Source organism: Corallococcus sp. M7, from assembly GCF_054512695.1.
On record NZ_CM137252.1, the window covers coordinates 2,525,059 to 2,543,437 of the forward strand.

An 18,379-nucleotide genomic window follows, 5' to 3' on the forward strand; every position below is an offset into this window, starting at 1 on the left:
GCGCTCCGCCACCCGCATGGGGGCGGTTCCTGGTCGTCGTGTCCGCGTTGCTCACCCTGGCCGCCTGTCAGGATGCGGCTGCTCCCACAAAGCCTCAGCCCGAAAACGTGGGCGCCGCGCGGCTCGTCGTCGCCGTGCACCAGGGGGTGAGCGCCTCCGACGTGCAGCGGGTGGACCTCACGGTGGATGGCCCGGGCCAGCCGGAGCTCACCGTGCAGCTCGCGCAGGACGGTTCGGTGTGGACGGTCCTCATGAGCCAGCTTCCCGCCGGCACCGGGCGCCGCTTCCGGGCCTTCGCGTATGACGCGAGCGCGAAGCTCCTCTTCCGGGGCGAGGCGGCGGACGTCACCATCACCGCCAACCAGACGGTCCAGGTGAACATCCTGCTGCAGCAGGTGGACCCGCCTCCTGACTTCGAGAACGCCGGCCCTGTCATCACCTCGCTGGTGGTGTCGCGCTCCTCCGTGGAGCAGGGCGGCTTCGTGGACATGCGAGCCACCGCCGAGGACCCGAACGCCGGGGACGTGCTCACGTACGCGTGGACCGCGACGGCGGGCACCTTCAGCACTCCTTCGGCGCTGTCCTCGCGTTGGACGGCCCCCATGACGGAGGGCTCGCAGACGGTGACGCTGACGGTGACGGATCCGCTGGGCGCGTCCACCGCGGTGAGCTTCCCCATTGTCGTGGAGGGCGCGGACACGGGTGGAGTCGTGGTGTCCGGGCAGTTCAACTCCTGGCCGCAGGTGGTGTCGCTGACCGGCTTCCCGACACAGGTGGTCCCCCACCAGTCCGTTGGCGTGAGCGCCCAGGGCGTGGACAGCGACGACCCCGCGGCGAACCTCCACTACGCCTGGAGCGCGAGCTGCGCGGGCACCTGGACGGACGAGGGCACCGCGAACGCGCGCTTCACCCCCACGGCGCTGCCCTCGCAGAGCACCTGTGCCAACTGCCAGCTCACCGTGCGCGTGACGGACGGCCGCGGCGGCGAGGGCCTGGGCCACCTGGGCATCTGCGTGGGCGCGCCGGTGTCACCCAACGCGCTGCCGCGCATCACCGACGCGTCCCAGTCGACCACCACCGTGGGCCCGGGCGGCGCCGTGCATCTCACCGTCCGCGCCATGGACCCGGAGGGCACCGCCCTGGGCTTCGCCTGGGAGGCGCCGGTGGGCACCCTGGGCACGCCGAGCTCCACCGCCGATGGCAGCGAGGTCACCTGGACGGCTCCCGAGTGCATCGACGGGCAGATGACGCCGGTGGTGCGCGCCCGGGTGACGGACGCGGAGGGCCTGGAGGCGCTGCGGACCTTCTCCCTCACCTGGACGGGCCCCGCGTGCGCCACGGCGGTGCAGGGCGTGGTGAACCACCGCTACTTCGCCACCGGGAATGCGTCCGTGACGCGGGGACAGAGCCTGTCCGGCGTGGAGGTGGAGGCCCTGGTGGAGCAGGGGGACGGCACGTTCGTCCTCTACCCCGGCACGGGCGCGGCGGATGGCACGTTCACGGTCGCGGGCGTCCCCCAGGGGGCCTACACCCTGCGGTTGGGCAACGCGTACGTGGTGACGTCCTCGCGCGCTCCGGACCTGGGCAGTGACATCCAGGGGCGTCCGGATCCGGTGGCCGCGAACACGAGCACGTTCCTCTCCGTGGACCTCCAGGGCCTGGCTTCGTGGCAGGGGAGTGACTTCATGGAGATCTACTCCCCGGGCACGGCGCTCTACGCCGCGGGCACGAACGCGCTCGTGCAGTCGGGGACTCCGCTCAGCGCGGGAGCCCAGCGGTGGACCCAGACGCTGAAGTACTCGGGCATGGTGAACGCGGCCCTGGTGGACGCCAGCGCGGGAGATTCAGTGACCTTCCATCAGCTCTCCGCGAAGACCGATTCGACGTATGGCGCGCCCATCACCTACAACGCGGCCACCCGTGCCTTCACGGCGCCGCTGGTGGTCACCCAGGGGAGCACGGCGAGTTTCACGGGCACGATGACCGCGCTGCGGGACCAGTCGCTCACGCTGGACCTGCGCTCTTCGAACTTCGAGGCGCTGCGCACCGAGGTGCACCCCACCGCCAGCGTGGTCCGTCACGACCTGTACTTCATCGCGGTGCCCGACGGCACGCGGGCAGGCTATGCGCTGGCGCCGGACCTGCTGTCCTGCTCGCTGCCGGCGGGAAGCGCCTCCCGCGTCTATTCATTCGTCTATGGCAATCCCTATCCGCAGTTCACGCAGGCGGGGATGGTCAGCACGGCCTTCAACGTGGCGCTGATGGCGCCGGGCTCGACCCAGCCGCTGAACCTGCGTCTTTCGGTGGGCTACAACGACGTCATGCCCGCGTTCGCGGTGTCCGCGGTCGTGCCCCGGCTGAGCCCGGCGCGCGGGGCGACGCTGGCGGGGCAGGCCGCGTCCGGGAACCTGACGGGCGTGGGGCTGATGCCGCAACTCGCCTGGGGGGCGCCCTCCGTGGGCACCGCGACCTTCTATGGGATTCACGTCTACGAGGTCTTCGTGAACGCCCAGGGGCGCACGTCGCAGGTCGCGGGCGGGCCGGTGGCACAGATGTACACGGAGGGCACCTCGCTGCGGCTGCCCCCCGGTGTGCTGAGGCCGGGCAAGTCCTACTTCGCCATCATCGAGGCCCGCGCCTCCGGTAACGCCGACTTCCAGGGCCACCCCTTCCGCTCCAGCTACCCGGAGGCGAAGGCGATGACCGTCACGGGTGTCTTCACCCCGTGAGCGGCGCGTACGGCTGACGCACGCATCCTGGAGCCCCCATGACGCGTTCGTGGGGGCTCCTCGCCGCGGAAGAAGTGTTCGACGGAGCCATTCGAGCCGCATCATCATCGGCCATGCCCATCAGGACACTGTCTGCTTCCCACGCACGCTCCCGCCTGGCCCTGCTTCGCGGCGGCTGCGGCCTCGCCACCCTGCTCGTGTTGACCGCTTGTGGCACCGACAAGCCTTCACCGCCCGGGTGCGCGAGCGCGTCGCCGCTCTGCGAGAGCCCGCGCTGGGAGGCCGTCGAGCAGAAGGGAGAGCTTCCGCCCGCGCTCTGGGAGGCCAGTGCCTCCTTCTCCCGCACGAGCGGTGATCCGTCCGTCGTCTACCGCTTCGGCGGCCAGAGCGGGAACTTCCCGGATGACTTCACCGTCAATGACTTCCATGCCTTCGACATCGCCACGGGCACCTGGAAGAAACTGGCATCGCCGCCGCCTGCCGCGCGCGCCGAGGCCGTGATGATTCCCGGTCCGTGCGAGGACTGCGTGAGCATCATGGGAGGGCGGGGCCGGTTCCGGACGGGCTCGGACCAGATGTTCCCGGAGATGTGGACCTACCACGTCCAGAGCCAGCTCTGGGAGCAGGTCTCCTCCGAGAAGCTGGGAGACCCGTTCGCCGTGCGCCGCTCCTCCGCCCTGGTGGTGGAGGTTCCCCAGACAGGCCCGTCCGGCAAGAAGACCTATTATGCGTTTGGCGGCGTGGGCAACACGCTGCCGCGATTCGCCACGACGCCCACCGGCCTGCGCAACGATGTCGCCGTCCACGACGAGGACACGGGCTGGAGGCTCGTCACGACAGTCGGTGAGAAGCCTGCGCCTCGCGCTTGGGCCGCTGGTGGGTACGACCCGGGCAGCCACTCGCTGCTCGTCTTCGGGGGCTACCGCCTTGGAGCGGATCAAGGTCCCGATACGCCGGCCGGGGAGCTCTTCGGCCCGACGAACTACGAAAACGACCTCTGGTCGCTGAGCCTCGAGACGCTCACGTGGACCCGGCTCCAGCCGTCGGGGCCCCTGCCTTCGCCGCGCGACAACGCGGTGTCTTTCTTCGACACCGCCCATGGGGGCCTGGCCGTCTTCGGTGGGCAGCGCTTCGACGGCCTCTCCAGCGAACTGTGGTTCTACTCGGTGAAGGACAACCGGTGGACCGAGGTGGCCTTCGGCTCCGGCTCGCCCATCCCGCCGCCACGCGTCGGAGGCATCTCCTTCGTGCGGGAGACGCCCACCGCCTACGAGCTGTACCTGAACGGTGGGGCCACGTCCGACGGCGGCGAGAGCGAGTTCTTCGATGATCTCTGGAAGCTGACCTGGCCGAAGCGCTGACCGCCCCGTCCTGGAGTCAGCCGTACAGCTCGCTGAGCGGTCCGGGCGCGATGCGCGTAAGGAATTGGGCGCCACTGAATTCCGTCAGCGCAGGCTTCCTGGCAGAGTGTGTGCTTTCGCTGGGGGCCCGCCATGCAGAGCAGTGCCATCACCGAGGTGTTCCTGCCGATTGCCCTGGGAGTGATCATGCTCGGCCTGGGGCTGAGCCTCACCCTCGCGGACTTCCGCCGCGTAGCGGTGTATCCGCGCGCGGCGCTGGTGGGCCTGGGGTGTCAGACTCTGCTCATGCCCGCGGTGTGTTACGCCATCGCGACGGGCTTTGGGCTGCCGCCCCAGTTGGCCGTGGGCTTGATGTTGCTCTCCGCCACGCCGGGCGGTGCGACCGCGAACCTCTTCAGCCACCTGGCCAAGGGCGATGTCGCGCTGAACGTCAGCCTGACGGCGGTCAACAGCGTGCTGTCGCTGCTCACGCTGCCGCTCATCGTGAACTTCTCCCTGGCGCACTTCATGGGGGAGGAGCGCGCCATTCCGTTGCAGTTCGCGAAGATCGTCCAGGTGTTCGGCATCGTCCTGGTGCCCATCTCGCTGGGAATGTGGGTGCGCGCGAAGCGGCCGGCGCTCGCGGATGGCCTGGACCGTCCGGTGCGCATCATCTCGGCGCTGTTCCTGGTGCTGGTGGTGCTCGCGGCGACGCTCAAGGAGCGGGATCAACTGGTCACGTACTTCCAGAGCGTGGGGCTCGCGGCGCTGGCCTTCAACCTGGCCAGCATGGCGGTGGGGTTCGTGGTGCCCGTCCTGCTGCGCGTCGAGCGCAAGCAGGCCGTGGCGATCGCGATGGAGGTGGGCATCCACAACGGAACGCTCGCCATCGCGATTGCCTCCAGTCCCCGTTTGCTCAATGACGGCGTGATGGCCATTCCCGCGGCCATCTACAGCGTCATCATGTTCTTCACTGCCGGAGTCTTCGGAGCCCTGGTCGCCCGGAGGCAGGCCACGAACGCGGCCTCGGAGGAACTTCATCCGCGCAGGGCTCCGTGAACGTCCTGGCCCGTGTATCCGCTCAGGACAGCCGCTGATAGTCGTAGGTGTTCTCGACGTGCCGGGACGAGTAGTAGGTGGTGACCTTCTGTTTGTTGTTGAAGGTCTCGGTGCGGATGGTGACGCGGCGGCCCTCGGGGCCATTGATGTAGAGTTCAATGACATCCACTCCCGGAGCCTTGGGCGCACCGGTTTCCGGGTCGGATTGGTGGGGCTGACGGTTGGTGATGCCGTGGGCCGAGGCTTCGTTGGCGCGACTCGAGGAGTAACCGTTGTCGAGCAGGTAGGCGATGGCCGCCTGGTCGTTGCGATTCACGGTGAGTCGGGTCAGCGGAGCCATGACGATGGCGGAGTTGGGGGTAGGGGGCGTGCCGCGGTACCTGGCCAGCGCGCGCTGGTAGTCCGCCTCCTTGGGGAAGGAAGCCTGCTTGGGCTCACCCATCACCAGACCGCCCAACTTCAGGATGAGGCCACCGAAGTCCGTGAACGTGGAGTTCGAGGCATTGATCTGCATCAAGTAGTACTCATACGAAGCCCGCCACGGGGTGTTGTTGTCCTTCTTGATGATTTCGACAAGCTCGGAGGGCACATGCGCCACGTTGTTGATGAGGATCACGGTCGTCTCCCATCGGCGCCAGGCGCCGGGAAACACCGCCCGGGTTCAATGTGGACGGTGTCACCGTGAGACGAACGTCGATGGGTGCTGTGAAAGCAGCGGCTGGGACACGAACTTCGACAGCATCCAGCCTGCCGCCGTTGCCTTGAGCCGTTGACAGGGGCTCGCTACTTCGGCGCTTCCTCGGGAGGTGCCTTGGGGAAGGCGAGGTAGCCCTTCTCGGTGTACCAGGCGAGCACCTCCACCTGGAGCCGGCCCGCCTTGACCATCGGGTCCTGCTCGGCGAGCTGCCGCGCCTCCTGCTTCGTGGCCGTGCGGTAGATGCACGCGCCGCGCAGGCCCACATCGTCCTGCTCGTCGAAGGGGTCCGCGAGCACCATCTTGCCGCTCTCCCCCATGCGGGTGAGGTGCGCGAGGTGCTCGCCCTGCAGCTTCTGGAGGGCGTCAGGCTCCATCTTGGGCGCGTTGGGCGCCCGCTTGAGCAGGACGAGGTAGTGCTTGTCGAACTCGAGCTTCTTCTCCGCCGCGGCCGCTGGCTTCGTGGCCGGCGCGGCAGGGGCGGAGGAGAGGGTCAACAGCAGCAGCGTGGTGGTGAGCATGATGTGGGGCACGCTAGAGGGCGGGCCCCACATCACGCCATGGTCCCGCGGTGAACTAGCGGGCCTGCCCCTCGAGCGCGAGCCCGCTGCCCTGCGCGGCGCTGTACACGTGCGCGGGGTGGGCGACCGGCTCCTCCAGGGGCGCGGGCTGCATGAGCCCCGCTCCCAGGAGCGCGCCCTCCAGCGATCCGTGCATCCGCTTCTCGAGCAGGAACTGCGCGAGCGGCTCGAGCGCGGACTCCAGGTGGGGCGGCACCTTCACCAGGGCCAGGTGCGAGCTGCGCACGGCGAGGAACTCCGCCAGGTACTGGAGCGTCGCCACACCGGCGGCGTCCACGAGCGACACGCGCGACAGGTCGACGACCACCAGCTTCGCCCAGGGCGGACCTTCGACGAGGTCGTAGAGCTTCAGGTGGTTGATGAACAGGATGGGCCCGTCCACGCGCGCCACCATGAGGTCCAGCGTCTCCGGGGGCGTGGGTGCTTCCGGGGTCTGCATGTGCAGGCCGCGCTGCAGCTGCGACGCATCCGCCACCCGCTGCACTTCCAGCCGCAGGGCGCCATGGCGCCGCACGTACAGGAGGCTCGCCAGCGCGAGCCCGGCCCCGATGCCGACAAACACGTTGAACATGGCGATCCCCAGCGCGGTGACGAGCACCACTCCCAACGTCGACTTGGACTGATTCCACATGGCAACAAGGCCCTCCAGATTGAGCAGGCGCACCCCCACGACCAGCAGGATGGCGGTGAGTGCGGCAATGGGGATGCGCGCCACCAGCGGCGCGAGCAGCGCCATGGCCACGAAGAGCCACAGGGCGTGCAGAACGGAAGCGGCGCGGGTGCGCGCACCCGCTTGAATGGACGCGCTGGCGCGCACGATGGCGCCCATCACCGGGAAGCCGCCGAACACGCCGGCCGCGATGTTGGCCAGACCCTGCGCGATCAGGTCCTGGTCCAGGTCACTGTGGGTGCGCGCACCGGTGAGCGTGTCGAGCGAGCTCGTCGCGAGCAGCGAGCCGAGCGACGCCAGCAGCGCGAGGCCGAAGGCCGCCGGCAGGAGCGCCGCGAAGTTCACGCCCTCGAAGGACGGCAGCGTCGGCATGGGCAGCGAGCGCGGCAGGGCACCCACCGCGTCGTAGCCCGCCCCGAGCGTGACCATGAGCACGGTGCCAATCGTCAGCCCGACGAGCACCGCGGGGATGCGCTTGTGCACCTTGGGCAGGGTCACCATGGCCAGCGCCGTGAGCGCTCCGGCCGCGACCCCGAGCCAACCCACGTGCGCGCCCCAGGTGCGCTGCATCACGAGCGCCACGGCGTTCGCGTGCGTGTCCTCCACCGCGAACAGCCGCGGCAGCTGCGTGTTGAGCAGCAGCAGGCCGATCCCCACCGTGAAGCCCATCACCACCGGCCGGGGGATGAGCCGCGCGAACCGTCCGGCGCGCACGAGCCCCAGCGCCACCTGCATGAAGCCCGCGAGCACCGTGGCGATGGCGAGGCCCACGGCCCCATGCGTCGCCACGATGGCCGCGGCCATGGGCAGCAGCGCCGCCTCCGGGCCCGTGACCTGGTAGCGGCTGCCGCTGAGCAGCCCGCCCACGACGCCAGCCACCACGCCGGAGACAAGGCCCACGCTCGCGGGAAGTCCCGCGGCGGTCGCGAGCGCGACGTTGAGCGGGAGGGCCACACACGCCACGCTCAAGCCGGCGGCCGCGTCGGCTGGCAGGCTGCTGGGCTGCACCATCTCGCGCCAGCTTTGGAGAAGCTCGCCCGTACGCCGGGTCGAGAAGTGTCGCTTGGAGAGAGCGGTCGTCGAAGACATGGAGGACGGCCTCTTTCAGGCGCCGTGCCAGACGTCCTCCCAGAGGGGAGCGGACCCCGCTGTCGGTCCCTCCCAGCAAGCCCCCTGTCGGTCCGGACCGACACTGTTGGGACCGACAGACGGCCGTGAGAACTGACGGGCCGCGCGCACGGACGCGCGCTAGATTGCGCGCCATGTTGGTGCTCCGACTGCGTGCCCGCCTCCTGTTGTCCTACGCGGTGGTCACCGCGCTGCTGGTGGCGGCGTTCTCCCAGATGGCCGTGGGCCTCATGCAAACCCACGAGGTGGTGGCGAGCGTGGGGCAGGAGGAGCTCGCGGCCTTCGAGCGCGAGCAGCGGGTGTACGTCGCGGCCTGGGCGCTCGAACTGGCGGTGCGGCGCGGAGTGGTGGCCTGCGAGCAGCACGACAGCAGCGCGGCGGCCGTGCACCTCGCTGTCGCGAATGCACGACAGGATCTCCAGACCGCGCTCGGCGCCGGCTCGGAGCAGCTCGACGCGGGCTTCCGGGCGAGCGCCCAGGACTATGTGCAGTACGCCCTGCAACTGGAGCAGGCCGGCACCTGCGAGTCGATGCTGTCGTTTCCCCTGAGGGAGCGGCGGCTGCAACTGGATGAGGTCCTCACCACGGTGTGGTCCGAGCGCACGCGGGACATGCGCCTGGCCATCCAGGCGAAGGAAGACCAGGCGCGGTCCATTGGCTCGGCGGCGCTGCGCTCGGGCGGGCTCTTCGGCCTGCTGGGCATCCTCGCCGCGGGAGCGCTCGCCTTGTCGCAGGCGCGCGCGGTGTCGAACTCGGTGGCGCTGCTCTCCACGCATGCGCGCCGCATTGGCCAGGGCGACTTCAGCCCGCTGCCCCCGCTGCGCGGGCCCGAGGAGCTGCGCGCGCTCTCACTGGACCTGGACCGGATGCGTGGGCGCCTGGCGGAGCTGGATCAGCTCAAGAGCGCGTTCGTGGCCTCCGTGTCCCACGACCTGCGCACGCCGCTGGCCCGGGTGCGCGAGGCCCTCTCCCTGCTGGGGGATGGCAGCACGGGCCCCCTGACGGCTCAGCAGGCCCGGGTGGTGAAGCTCGCGCAGGCCGCGTGCGAGCGTGAAATCCGCATGGTGACCTCCGTGTTGGACTTGTCGCGCGTGCAGTCCGGCCAGCCGCTGCAACGCAATGCCGGCGCCTCGGTGGACCAGATCGTCCAGAACGTCCTTCGGGACCTCGCCTTCGAAGCGGACGAGCGCAAGGTCCAGCTGGTGTACGAACCCGCCGCGAAGCCCGTGCGTGCGCCCATCGATGACCCCCTTGTCGAGCGTGCCCTGTCCAACCTGGTGAGCAACGCCATCGCTGTCTCCAGCGCGGGCAAGACGGTGCGCATCTCGTGTGAGCTGGTGAGCCGCAAGCGCCCCGGCGCCGCCAATCCCGTGCCCGCGGTCCAGCTGTCCGTCGCGGACGAGGGGCCGGGCGTGCCCGCGCATGCGCGCGAGTGGATCTTCAGGCCCTTCGCGAGCCTGGAGGTCGGCGGGCGCCGCAGCACGGGGCTGGGCCTGACCATCGCGCGCGAGATGATCACCGCGCACGGGGGTGAGCTGTCGCTCGCGGACACGTCCGGGCCTGGTGCCACCTTCACCTTCTGGATTCCCCTTGAAGACCCCGCGTCCCCCGGAGCCCGTCTTGACGCCTGAGCCCCCCATCCAGCAGCCCCATGTGCTCCTGGTGGACGATGACCTCCAGCTCGCGGAGCTGATGTCCATGCGGATGACCTCACGCGGCTACCGCGTGACCGTGGAGGGCGAGGGCAAGAGCGCCCTGCGCAGGCTCTCCCAGGAGCGCGTGGACGCGATGGTGCTCGACCTGCGCCTGGAGGACATGGATGGCATGGACGTGCTCCGGGCCGCGCGGCAGCGTGCGCCCGAGCTGTCCGTCATCATGCTCACCGCGCACGGCTCCATCGAGACCGCGGTGCAGGCCATGCAGGAGGGGGCCTACGGCTTTCTCACCAAGCCGTTCCACGACCATGAGCTCATGCAGAAGCTCACGCACGCGCTCGAGCGCTCGCTTCTGCGCAGGGAGGTGGCCGAGCTGCGGCGGCGCATGGGGGAGGAGGGCGAGCCCCTGCTCCTGGGCATCAGCGAGGCCATTTCGCGCGTGCGCGAGGTGATTGCCCGCATTGCCCCCACCGACGCCACCGTGCTGCTCACCGGTGAGAGTGGCACCGGCAAGGAGCTGGCGGCGCGGATGATCCACGTGCTCTCACGGCGCGGCAAGGAGCGCTTCGTCGCCGTCAACTGCGGCGCCCTTCCGCCCGAGCTACTGGAGAGCGAGCTGTTCGGGCACGTGAAGGGCGCGTTCTCCGGTGCGGTGCGCGAGCGCGAAGGCCTGTTTGGCGCGGCCAACGGCGGCACGCTGTTCCTGGATGAAATCGGCGAGGCGTCTCCGTCCGTGCAGGTGAAGCTCCTGCGCGTGCTACAGGAGCAGCGGCTCACGCGCGTGGGCGCGGACGTGGAGGAGCCCGTGGACGTGCGGGTGGTCGCCGCCACCAACCGGGACCTCGCGGAGGAGGTGGCCGCGAAGCGCTTCCGTCAGGACCTCTACTTCCGGCTGCACGTGGTGCCCATCGAGCTGCCGCCCCTGCGCGAGCGGCTCGAGGACATCCCCTTGCTGGCGCAGCTCTTCCTGGAGCGCACGGCGAACCGCTACGGCCTGCGTCCGCCGCGTCTGGCGCCCGCGACGGTGGAGCTGATGCAGCGCTATGGCTGGCCCGGCAACGTCCGCGAGCTCATCCACGAGATGGAGGCCGCGGTGCTCCTGGCCGGCGCGGACGAGCTTCAGCCGCGCCATGTGCCTCGCCTGGGTCAGGCGCTGGAGCGGCCCCCAGCCGCCGAGAGCGCGCAGCTGCCAGGGGTTCCCGCCGGGACCGCGGACCTGCCCTCGCTGCGCGAAGCCCGCGATGCCTTCGAGCGTGCCTACCTCGCGGAGGCCATGCGCCGCAGCAATGGCAGTGTCAGTGCCGCGGCTCGCATGGCCGGACGCAACCGCAGCGACTTCTACGACCTGCTCAAACGGCACGGACTTTCCGCCGCTGACTTCAAGGGAACCGCCTAGGGCGGCCCCCTTCAAATCGCTTCGATGGAGAAGAGCAGGCGCCGCACTCCGTCCTTCGCGATGGCGGGCGAGCGGTGAACGACGCCGTTGCCGGTGTTTCCGGGCCACGCTTCGCCCTTGAGGAGCGCGACGTCGAAGCGCTCCAGGGACTGGATGGGGGCTCCCGGACGCGCCACCTGACCGGAGGGTCCCAGCGCGCTCCGGAGGACCTGGGGGTTCTCCAGCCACTCGGTGGCGGGGCCCGCATAGGTGCACAGGAGCCGCACCCCCACCCGGTCCACGTGGAAGCGCGGACACATGTCCCGCGCCAGCGTGTGCAGCCGCACGCCGAGCGTCTCGGCTCCGAGCAGGTCGACGTAGATCCGCATCAGGAAGTTCAGGTCCTCCACCCACGCGTCGAACAGCGCGCCCCCGGGCAATTCCGGCAGACAGCCGCGCAGGTCCGGTGCGTCGCCGCGCACGCGCGCGACCACGTCCAGTGGCTGCTCCCGCGTCAGCCGCGTGAGCCAGGCGGACATGGGGTTGGCGAGCCCCCGACGCCAGACGCAGAGGTTGACGCCATCGTGGTAGATGTCGGTGAACTCCTCGGGCGACCACACGAAGCGGTGCGCGCCGGACGGCGCCTCCTCCACCGAGGGCCGTGACAGGGCAGGGCGCATCACGCCACCTCCCCGGCGGGTGCTTCGTCCCCGGTCCGTTCCAGCACCCAGGCCGGAAAGGGGTCCTTCATCCGGGCCCAGCGCGCGGGTCCGCGCGCCAGATCCTCGGCGGTCAGCAGGCACGCCTCGAGCTGCCGCGCCATCACCTCATGGTCCGCGTCCCGGGTGATGAAGACGATCTCCTGCCGCCGGTCTCCATGCGGGTCCACCTGCTCGCGTTCGATTTCCGCCCGCGCCTCCGCGTCGTCCGGCCACTCGGAGCGGGGGACGGCGTCCCACCACATTCCGCCGGGTTCGAAGCTGCACGCGCCCCCTGCCTGGGCCCACAGCCCGGCCAGGTCATGGCGCGTGGCGAGCCAGAAGAATCCCTTGGAGCGGAGCACGCCCTTCCAGCTTCCGTGGATGAAGCGCCACAGCCTCGCGGGATGGAAGGGCACGCGGCTGCGGAAGACGAAGCTGCGGATGCCGTACTCCTCCGTCTCCGGGGTGTGCTCGCCCCGCAGCTCCTTGAGCCACCCCGGAGCCCGCCGGGCCCGCTCGAAGTCGAAGCGGCCCGTGTTCAGCACCGCCGCCAGTGGAACGCGCCCCCGCTCCGCCGTGACGAGGCTCGCCTCCGGGTTGAGCTTGCGCAGCACCTGCGCCAGGCGGGCCACGTCCTCCGCCGGGATGAGGTCCGTCTTGTTGAGGACGAGCACGTCCGCGAACTCCACCTGCTCGACGAGCAGGTCCACCACGGTGCGCTCGTCCTCCTCCGCCGCGGTGAGCCCCCGCTCCGCGAGCGCGTCCGCCGACTCCCAGTCCTTCAGGAAGTTGAGCGCGTCCACCACCGTCACCAGGGTGTCGAGCCGGGCCACGTCCGACAGGCCCTGCCCGGATTCGTCCGCGAAGGTGAATGTCTCCGCCACGGGCAGCGGCTCGGAGATGCCCGTGGATTCAATGAGGAGGTAGTCGAAGCGCCCCTCCCGCGCGAGCCGGGCGACCTCCCGGAGCAGGTCCTCGCGCAGCGTGCAGCAGATGCAGCCGTTGGACAGCTCCACGAGCTTCTCGTCCACTCGGCTCAGCGCCGCGGCGCTACCGACGAGCTTCGCGTCGATGTTCACCTCGCTCATGTCGTTGACGATGACCGCCACCCGCAGCCCCTCGCGGTTGTGGAGGACATGGTTGAGGAGCGTCGTCTTCCCCGCGCCGAGGAACCCGGAGAGGACGGTGACGGGCAGCCGGGCCGCGGTCTCCGGCGCGCTCATGGCTTGCCCTCCACGAAGAGCACGTGCTTGTGGAAGCGCGGGTCGTACTTCTTGAACGAGACGAGATGGATGAGGGTGCGATTGCCCTTGGGCATGGCGCGGGTCCTTCAAGGCGTGGTCAGGGTGCGAAGGCGCGAGCGGGCGCACGAAGGGCGCCATCGCACCGCGCCGGGAGACAGCACGACAGTGACTACGCGCGGGGAGGCGAGCCCTTCGGAGCGATGAGCAGCGGCTCGAGCTGGGGCGGCACCCGCGGCTGGCTCACGCTCCGGCACACCGCCTCGGAGGGGACACCCGTCACCCAGATCTGGTCCGGGACGGTCAGCCCCTGACGCGCCCAGAGGCCGAGCAGTGGGCATTCCTCATGCGCGGACAGCCCGGGCTCGTCACCCGGTGTGGAGTCCGCCTCCTCGAACGTCCCATGCTCGGCACAGAAACGATGGGCGTGCGAGCCATGCAGCAGCGCCAGCAGGGGCACGAGCAGCCACACGGCCGCCAGGACCACCGCTCCGAAGCGCCAATGATGTGGAAGCCGTGTCCGCATGGGTAGGGCTTGTTAATGTAACTGGGTTGCAATTAAAGGCAAGTCACTTCCTGGGCTCGCGGGCATCCAGGACCACCTGTCCGCCCTTCATCACGAACCGGACCTGCCTCAGTGCCCGGATGTCCTTGAGCGGATTCCCCTCCACCGCGAGCAGGTCCGCGAGCTTGTTCTGCCCCAGCGAGCCCACCTGGTCCTGCATGCGCAGCAACTCCGCCGCGTTCACGGTCGCGGCACGCAGGATGTCCACGGGTTTGAGGCCCGCCTCGGCGTAGGCGATGAACACCCTCACTGTTGCCTGGCCACGCGTCAGCCCTGGCATCGCGATGTACATGTCCGAGCCGGCGGCGATCCGGACACCCGCGGCCACCGCGCGGCGGAGGCGTTCCTGGGCCCGGGTGATGGCCTTCTTGCAGCGCGCCTCGTTCACAGGCTGTGCCTTGAAGGCGTCACACGCGTCCATCGGGCCATCCGTCGGGACCAGGAAGATGCGATTGCGGACCATGGGGGCCAGCACGTCGTCCGGGAGCGAGTACCCATGCTCGATGGAGTCGACGCCCGCCTGGACCGCGATGCGGATGCTCTCGTCGGTGGTGGTGTGCGTCGCCACCGGGCGCTTCTTTCGGTGGGCCTCCTCGACGATGACCTTCAGTTCCTCCAAGGAGAGGAGGTTGTGCCCGTTGTCGACGATGACCTTGATGCAGTCCGCGCCGTCCGCGAGCGCCTGCCGCACGGCGCGCCGGGCCTCCTCCACACCGGAGACGGTGACGTACTCCTGCTCGATGAGGGACTGCGCCGGAGGTTGCAGCGTGGGGAACTGACCGCCTTGGGGCGCGAGCGCGCGGGTGCAGGCGGAGATGCGCGGGCCCTGCACCCAGCCCCGCTGGATGGCATTGCGCAGCGCCACGTCGCCGTTGACCCCTGAGTTGCCAACGTCGCGCACCGTGGTGACACCCGCCTCGAGCATCTCGCGGCCCAGCTTCGCGCCCAGGAGCGCGCGCTCGGCGGTGCTGCTCTGGGCGACGTGGGTGACGAGGCTGTCGCCTCCGTTCTCCGGGTCGACGTCCAGCAGCAGGTGCGAGTGCGCGTCAATCAGCCCCGGAAGCAGGGTGACATCGCCCAGGTCGATGACCCGCGTTCCTTCAGGGATGGCGAGGCCGGTGCCCACGGCCTGGATGGTCGAGCCTTCGATGAGCACGACCGCATCCGGAAGGAGCCGGTCACTCTTCCCGTCGAAGAGCCTGGCGGCGCGGAGGGCGATGCGCGTGGGCTCCGCGGAGGAGGGCGTCTGGCCCCATGACGGCAGGGAAACACAGCACAGGACGAACGTGCCAATGACTGTCGTCAACAGGCGTCGGGAAGGGGAGGGCAAGACATGGCTCCGGATGGCAGACCCAGGAAGAATGCGAGCGGCTCATGATGCTGGCAGCCGTGCCCTGGAGCCCGAGCCTCCGCCCTGGCGGCCGAGCAACCTCGCGATGAGGGCTGTCCGGGACTGTACGCCGAAGCGCCGGTAGAGGGTCTTCGTATACTGATTCACGGTGAAACGGCTGATGCCGAGCCGGGCGGCGATCTCCTTGTCGCCGAGCCCCTGCAGGAGCAGCTCCAGCGTCTGGCGTTCACGCGGCCTGAGCCGCACGCCCGAAGTCGTCTCCTCCGTGGGCTCCGGCAGGTCGAGCAGGGCCTCACATTCGGCGTGAAACAGGTGTAGCAGCTCGCGGTCCGCTTCATCGAAGGGACGCTCGTTCCACCCGCGGTAGATGCCGATGCCCCGCACCACGCCAGGCACTCCGGACCACCGGACCGAATACACCGAGTCGTCGAGCTGTGTCGGCCGCAGGTAGTGCTCGACATAGGGGGCGCCGTACCAGGCCCGGTCTCCGACGAGCTCCCGTCGCAGCGCGGTGAAGACCGCGCCGGGCACCGGGGGCAGCTCCCTCAGCGCGCGGATGCTCGGGTTGCAGCCGCTGCCCATGCGCTGGAGCGCCTCGAGCGCGGGCTGCGCGGCGCCGTCCCAGCCCTCCAGGACGGCGGCCATGAGGCCTCCGTGACCTTCGGGCCTGAAGTCGCACTCCAGTACGAAGGCCCCCGCATCGGCGCCCAGGATGCGGCACATGCCGGAGAGCAGATGATGCGGCCTCTCCCCTTGCTCCTCGGGCAGTTCGTGCGCTTCGTTGACCAGGCGAACCAGGGCACGGACTTGAGAACAGCGAAGGCTGTCAGCGGCCATGGGACCTCCGGGCGTGTTCCCTTGATTTAGGGAATGGCTGTTTCAACAGCTCGACATGACTGTTCGCGCGCAGCACCCCACCCGAGGAGTGAAGCGCATGACAAGGCAGCTCAAGCAGGCAGTTCTCACGATGGTGGTCCTCCTTCCGCTCGCGGCGATGGCCCGCACCGTGCCCGCGAGCGCCGGCAGGTCCGTCGTCTGGGGCGACGGCACCTGTTTCATCATGTCATACAGCACCATGACCAATGGCTGTTCGACCCGGAGGAGCTACGAGATTCCCCTGACGGTCGACAATGCCGGTGGCAAGACGGTGAACGTCACCGCTCGTGGTGGCGCCACGTCCTCGAACAGGGTTGGCTGCATGGCGATTGGGATGAACCGCGAGGCCACCCTCGTCTGGGGCGGGACCCGCAAGTGGACCACCCTCTTCAATACGTCGCAGGTCCTCACGCTGACGGACGCCTACGTCCCCAACAGTGGCTACCTGTACGCCAATTGCCTCGTTGACCCGTCCGGCCAGGTCAACACCGTTGAACACAATCCCTAGCAACAGCCGGATGCGTCCATGATTCTCGGAGCGGGGTGTCCGCGTATTCGCGGGCACCCCGATTCATGCGACATGACAAGAACCTGGGGATGGATTGGCGCGGTCCTGTTCGTGGGACTGCTTTCCTACGGTGTGTCCCGGCTCGCCGGCACCAGTGACGTGAACGCAGGGGAGGCCGGTGCGCGTGAGACCACCGAGTTGCAGCGGTTGAAGGCGCAGGTCCGCGAGCTCAAGTCCTCGGTCGCCCACTCCGAGCGACTGGCGCGTGAGGCCCGGGCCACGGGCCCACGCGTGGACATGCCCATGGCGCCAGGGCCGTCCTCCGTGGACATGCGTCCGTCCGACGCGGGCCTCTCCACGGAGGGGGAGGGCATGGCCGCAGTCCAGCAGGAGCCGACGCCGGACGAGGAGGTCGCACGGATGGACGCGCGCTTCTTCAGTGAGGGCGTGGACACGGCCTGGAGCCACGACGCCACACGGCGCGCGGAGCGGCTCGGTGCTGCGCTGCCTCAAGGCGCGCGCATCGTGTCCCTGGAGTGCCGCAGCTCCATGTGCCGGCTCCAGATGTCCCATCCGAGCCAGGACGCCTTCCGGAAGTTCCTCCGCGAAGGCCTGATGGATGACGCGGACGCGTGGGACGGGCCGTTCATGGCCGCGCTCACGGGCACTCCAGGCCGGTCCGGAGAGGTCGAGGCGGTGGCCTACCTGGCGCGGGCGGGAGTGGACCTTGCGCCTTGAGCAGGCAGCGGAGGGCCAGAAAAGCGAAAGGCCCGGAACCTTTCGGTTCCGGGCCTCTCTAGTGGCGAGGAGTACGGGACTTGAACCCGTGGCCTCCGGCGTGACAGGCCGGCGTTCTAACCAACTGAACTAACTCCCCACAAAACTCTTATGGGCGGAACAGGGATTGAACCTGTGACCATCGCCTTGTAAGGGCGCCGCTCTACCGCTGAGCTATCCGCCCCTGCGCGGCCCCGCCGTGACTCAGTGACGCGGCTTGTACCGTCCCCATCCGCCCCCGTCAAGCATCTGTTTTCGGGGGCCCTGAATCGCGCTCCGCTCCCTCGGTGGGGAGCGGATCCGACGGGCGCGGATCCGCCTGCTACCCGGCCCGCACCTTCCACCGCCGCACGCGGCGGCGGGAACGGGGAATCATCACCACGGCGCCCACCAGCAGGGCCACCGGCACGAACACCAACATCGTCTGCATCATCGCCTCCATGCCCCGAAACATACGGAGGCCGTCTGACATCCTGACGGGGAGTTCGTGACTTTCAGGAAACGACACTTCAAGCCGCCGGGTTTCCGGCCGTCCTGGCGAGCAGGCGGCCGGACTGGCGGTGAGAGGCTATTCGCCTCGGGGAGGACCGCCCCGGCCGCCGTGGCCCGGGCCGTGGGAGCGACGCTCCGACTCCAGGATGGTACGGGCCTGGGTCTTCTGCGCGTCCGTCAACACCTGCTCGGCCTCCTGGTACGCCGCCATGTCGTTGGCGCGGAGCTGCTCGAAGAGGCCGCGGGCCTGCTCATGGTGGGCCGGGTCCTGGGCGGACGGCGCGGCCTGGGCGTTCCGGTCGGGCGGCGCGGACGGGCGCAGGGCCTCCAGCGACTGCTTCACGGGCGCGTTCTTCGCGTCGAGCGCCGTTTGAATCCGGGTCAGGCTCGCGGCCTGGGCGTCGGTGAGGGCCAGGTCCTGGCGGTGGTCGATGAGCAACTGCACGGGCGACTTGCGCTCGAACGGGGGCGGCCGGCGCGCGCCCTGGGACGCGTCCTGCGTCGTGGTGGTGGATCCGGCGAAGGTGGGGACGGCGAACAGCAGGCCCAGCATGAACAGGTGACGCTTCATGGTGTCGGGTGCCTCCAGATTGCGCGTGATGACCGCACCCGGAGAACCCATGGCCTGCTGGCACGG

Annotated in this window: 17 protein-coding genes and 2 tRNA genes; 7 read left to right on the top strand and 12 right to left on the bottom strand. The window is 69.5% G+C overall.

Annotation, left to right across the window (positions count from 1 at the left end; translation table 11 throughout):
• Positions 1-107 precede the first annotated feature (107 nt).
• The 3 genes from ACX114_RS10585 to ACX114_RS10595 all read left to right on the top strand — a co-directional run bounded on the left by ACX114_RS10585 (position 108) and on the right by ACX114_RS10595 (position 5,128).
• Positions 108-2,729 carry a hypothetical protein gene (locus ACX114_RS10585; protein ID WP_459297225.1) on the top strand — a complete coding sequence of 874 codons (2,622 nt, stop codon included), beginning with the start codon at positions 108-110 and terminating at the stop codon, positions 2,727-2,729.
• Between the two features lie 113 nt (positions 2,730-2,842).
• Positions 2,843-4,090, top strand: a complete 1,248-nt coding sequence (locus ACX114_RS10590) for a Kelch repeat-containing protein (protein ID WP_459297227.1) — start codon at positions 2,843-2,845, stop codon at positions 4,088-4,090.
• 132 nt (positions 4,091-4,222) lie between these two features.
• Positions 4,223-5,128, top strand: a complete 906-nt coding sequence (locus ACX114_RS10595) for a bile acid:sodium symporter family protein (RefSeq protein WP_459297229.1) — start codon at positions 4,223-4,225, stop codon at positions 5,126-5,128.
• Between the two features lie 22 nt (positions 5,129-5,150).
• On the opposite strand, the gene ACX114_RS10600 is transcribed toward ACX114_RS10595, so the two are convergent.
• The 3 genes from ACX114_RS10600 to ACX114_RS10610 all read right to left on the bottom strand — a co-directional run bounded on the left by ACX114_RS10600 (position 5,151) and on the right by ACX114_RS10610 (position 8,162).
• Positions 5,151-5,744: a hypothetical protein gene (locus ACX114_RS10600; protein ID WP_459297231.1), complete on the bottom strand. Its 594-nt coding sequence runs from the start codon at positions 5,742-5,744 to the stop codon at positions 5,151-5,153.
• 167 nt (positions 5,745-5,911) lie between these two features.
• Positions 5,912-6,355: a YciI family protein gene (locus tag ACX114_RS10605; RefSeq protein ID WP_459297233.1), complete on the bottom strand. Its 444-nt coding sequence runs from the start codon at positions 6,353-6,355 to the stop codon at positions 5,912-5,914.
• A 43-nt stretch (positions 6,356-6,398) separates the two neighbouring features.
• A complete protein-coding gene (locus ACX114_RS10610) occupies positions 6,399-8,162 on the bottom strand; it encodes a SulP family inorganic anion transporter (RefSeq protein WP_459297235.1) in 1,764 nt (587 codons plus the stop codon).
• Between the two features lie 173 nt (positions 8,163-8,335).
• On the opposite strand from ACX114_RS10610, the gene ACX114_RS10615 reads away from it, so the two are divergent.
• Both ACX114_RS10615 and ACX114_RS10620 read left to right on the top strand, forming a co-directional pair.
• The gene (locus tag ACX114_RS10615) at positions 8,336-9,832 is read left to right on the top strand and encodes a HAMP domain-containing sensor histidine kinase (RefSeq protein ID WP_459297237.1); all 1,497 of its coding nucleotides are present in this window, start codon (positions 8,336-8,338) and stop codon (positions 9,830-9,832) included.
• Positions 9,822-11,252 carry a sigma-54-dependent transcriptional regulator gene (locus ACX114_RS10620; RefSeq protein ID WP_459297239.1) on the top strand — a complete coding sequence of 477 codons (1,431 nt, stop codon included), beginning with the start codon at positions 9,822-9,824 and terminating at the stop codon, positions 11,250-11,252. The genes ACX114_RS10615 and ACX114_RS10620 overlap by 11 nt, the downstream gene beginning before the upstream one ends.
• Before the next feature lie 11 nt (positions 11,253-11,263).
• Here ACX114_RS10620 and ACX114_RS10625 read toward each other — a convergent pair whose 3' ends face one another.
• The 6 genes from ACX114_RS10625 to ACX114_RS10650 form a co-directional block, all read right to left on the bottom strand.
• Positions 11,264-11,911 (bottom strand): DUF1826 domain-containing protein, encoded by a 648-nt coding sequence (locus ACX114_RS10625; RefSeq protein ID WP_459297241.1) that lies wholly within the window; start codon positions 11,909-11,911, stop codon positions 11,264-11,266.
• Positions 11,911-13,155, bottom strand: a complete 1,245-nt coding sequence (zigA, locus tag ACX114_RS10630) for a zinc metallochaperone GTPase ZigA (protein WP_459297243.1) — start codon at positions 13,153-13,155, stop codon at positions 11,911-11,913. The genes ACX114_RS10625 and zigA overlap by 1 nt, the downstream gene beginning before the upstream one ends.
• Positions 13,152-13,250: a 50S ribosomal protein L33 gene (locus ACX114_RS10635; RefSeq protein ID WP_459297245.1), complete on the bottom strand. Its 99-nt coding sequence runs from the start codon at positions 13,248-13,250 to the stop codon at positions 13,152-13,154. Before ACX114_RS10635 ends, zigA begins: the two co-directional genes overlap by 4 nt.
• Positions 13,251-13,345: 95 nt before the next feature.
• Positions 13,346-13,699: a hypothetical protein gene (locus ACX114_RS10640; protein ID WP_459297247.1), complete on the bottom strand. Its 354-nt coding sequence runs from the start codon at positions 13,697-13,699 to the stop codon at positions 13,346-13,348.
• Between the two features lie 43 nt (positions 13,700-13,742).
• Positions 13,743-15,068, bottom strand: a complete 1,326-nt coding sequence (locus tag ACX114_RS10645) for an amidohydrolase family protein (protein WP_459297249.1) — start codon at positions 15,066-15,068, stop codon at positions 13,743-13,745.
• A gap of 42 nt (positions 15,069-15,110) precedes the next feature.
• Positions 15,111-15,734: a helix-turn-helix transcriptional regulator gene (locus ACX114_RS10650; RefSeq protein ID WP_459297251.1), complete on the bottom strand. Its 624-nt coding sequence runs from the start codon at positions 15,732-15,734 to the stop codon at positions 15,111-15,113.
• Positions 15,735-16,023: 289 nt separating this feature from the next.
• On the opposite strand from ACX114_RS10650, the gene ACX114_RS10655 reads away from it, so the two are divergent.
• On the top strand, positions 16,024-16,473 hold the full coding sequence (locus ACX114_RS10655) for a hypothetical protein (protein WP_459297253.1): 450 nt from the start codon (positions 16,024-16,026) through the stop codon (positions 16,471-16,473).
• A 72-nt stretch (positions 16,474-16,545) separates the two neighbouring features.
• Positions 16,546-17,211, top strand: a complete 666-nt coding sequence (locus ACX114_RS10660) for a hypothetical protein (RefSeq protein WP_459297255.1) — start codon at positions 16,546-16,548, stop codon at positions 17,209-17,211.
• A 62-nt stretch (positions 17,212-17,273) separates the two neighbouring features.
• Here ACX114_RS10660 and ACX114_RS10665 read toward each other — a convergent pair.
• From ACX114_RS10665 to ACX114_RS10675, 3 genes are all read right to left on the bottom strand, one after another.
• A tRNA-Asp gene (locus ACX114_RS10665) sits at positions 17,274-17,350 on the bottom strand.
• Positions 17,351-17,362: 12 nt separating this feature from the next.
• Positions 17,363-17,434 (bottom strand) — tRNA-Val (locus ACX114_RS10670).
• A 384-nt stretch (positions 17,435-17,818) separates the two neighbouring features.
• Positions 17,819-18,313, bottom strand: coding sequence for a Spy/CpxP family protein refolding chaperone (locus tag ACX114_RS10675; protein ID WP_459297257.1), 495 nt, complete (start codon positions 18,311-18,313; stop codon positions 17,819-17,821).
• Positions 18,314-18,379 lie beyond the last annotated feature (66 nt).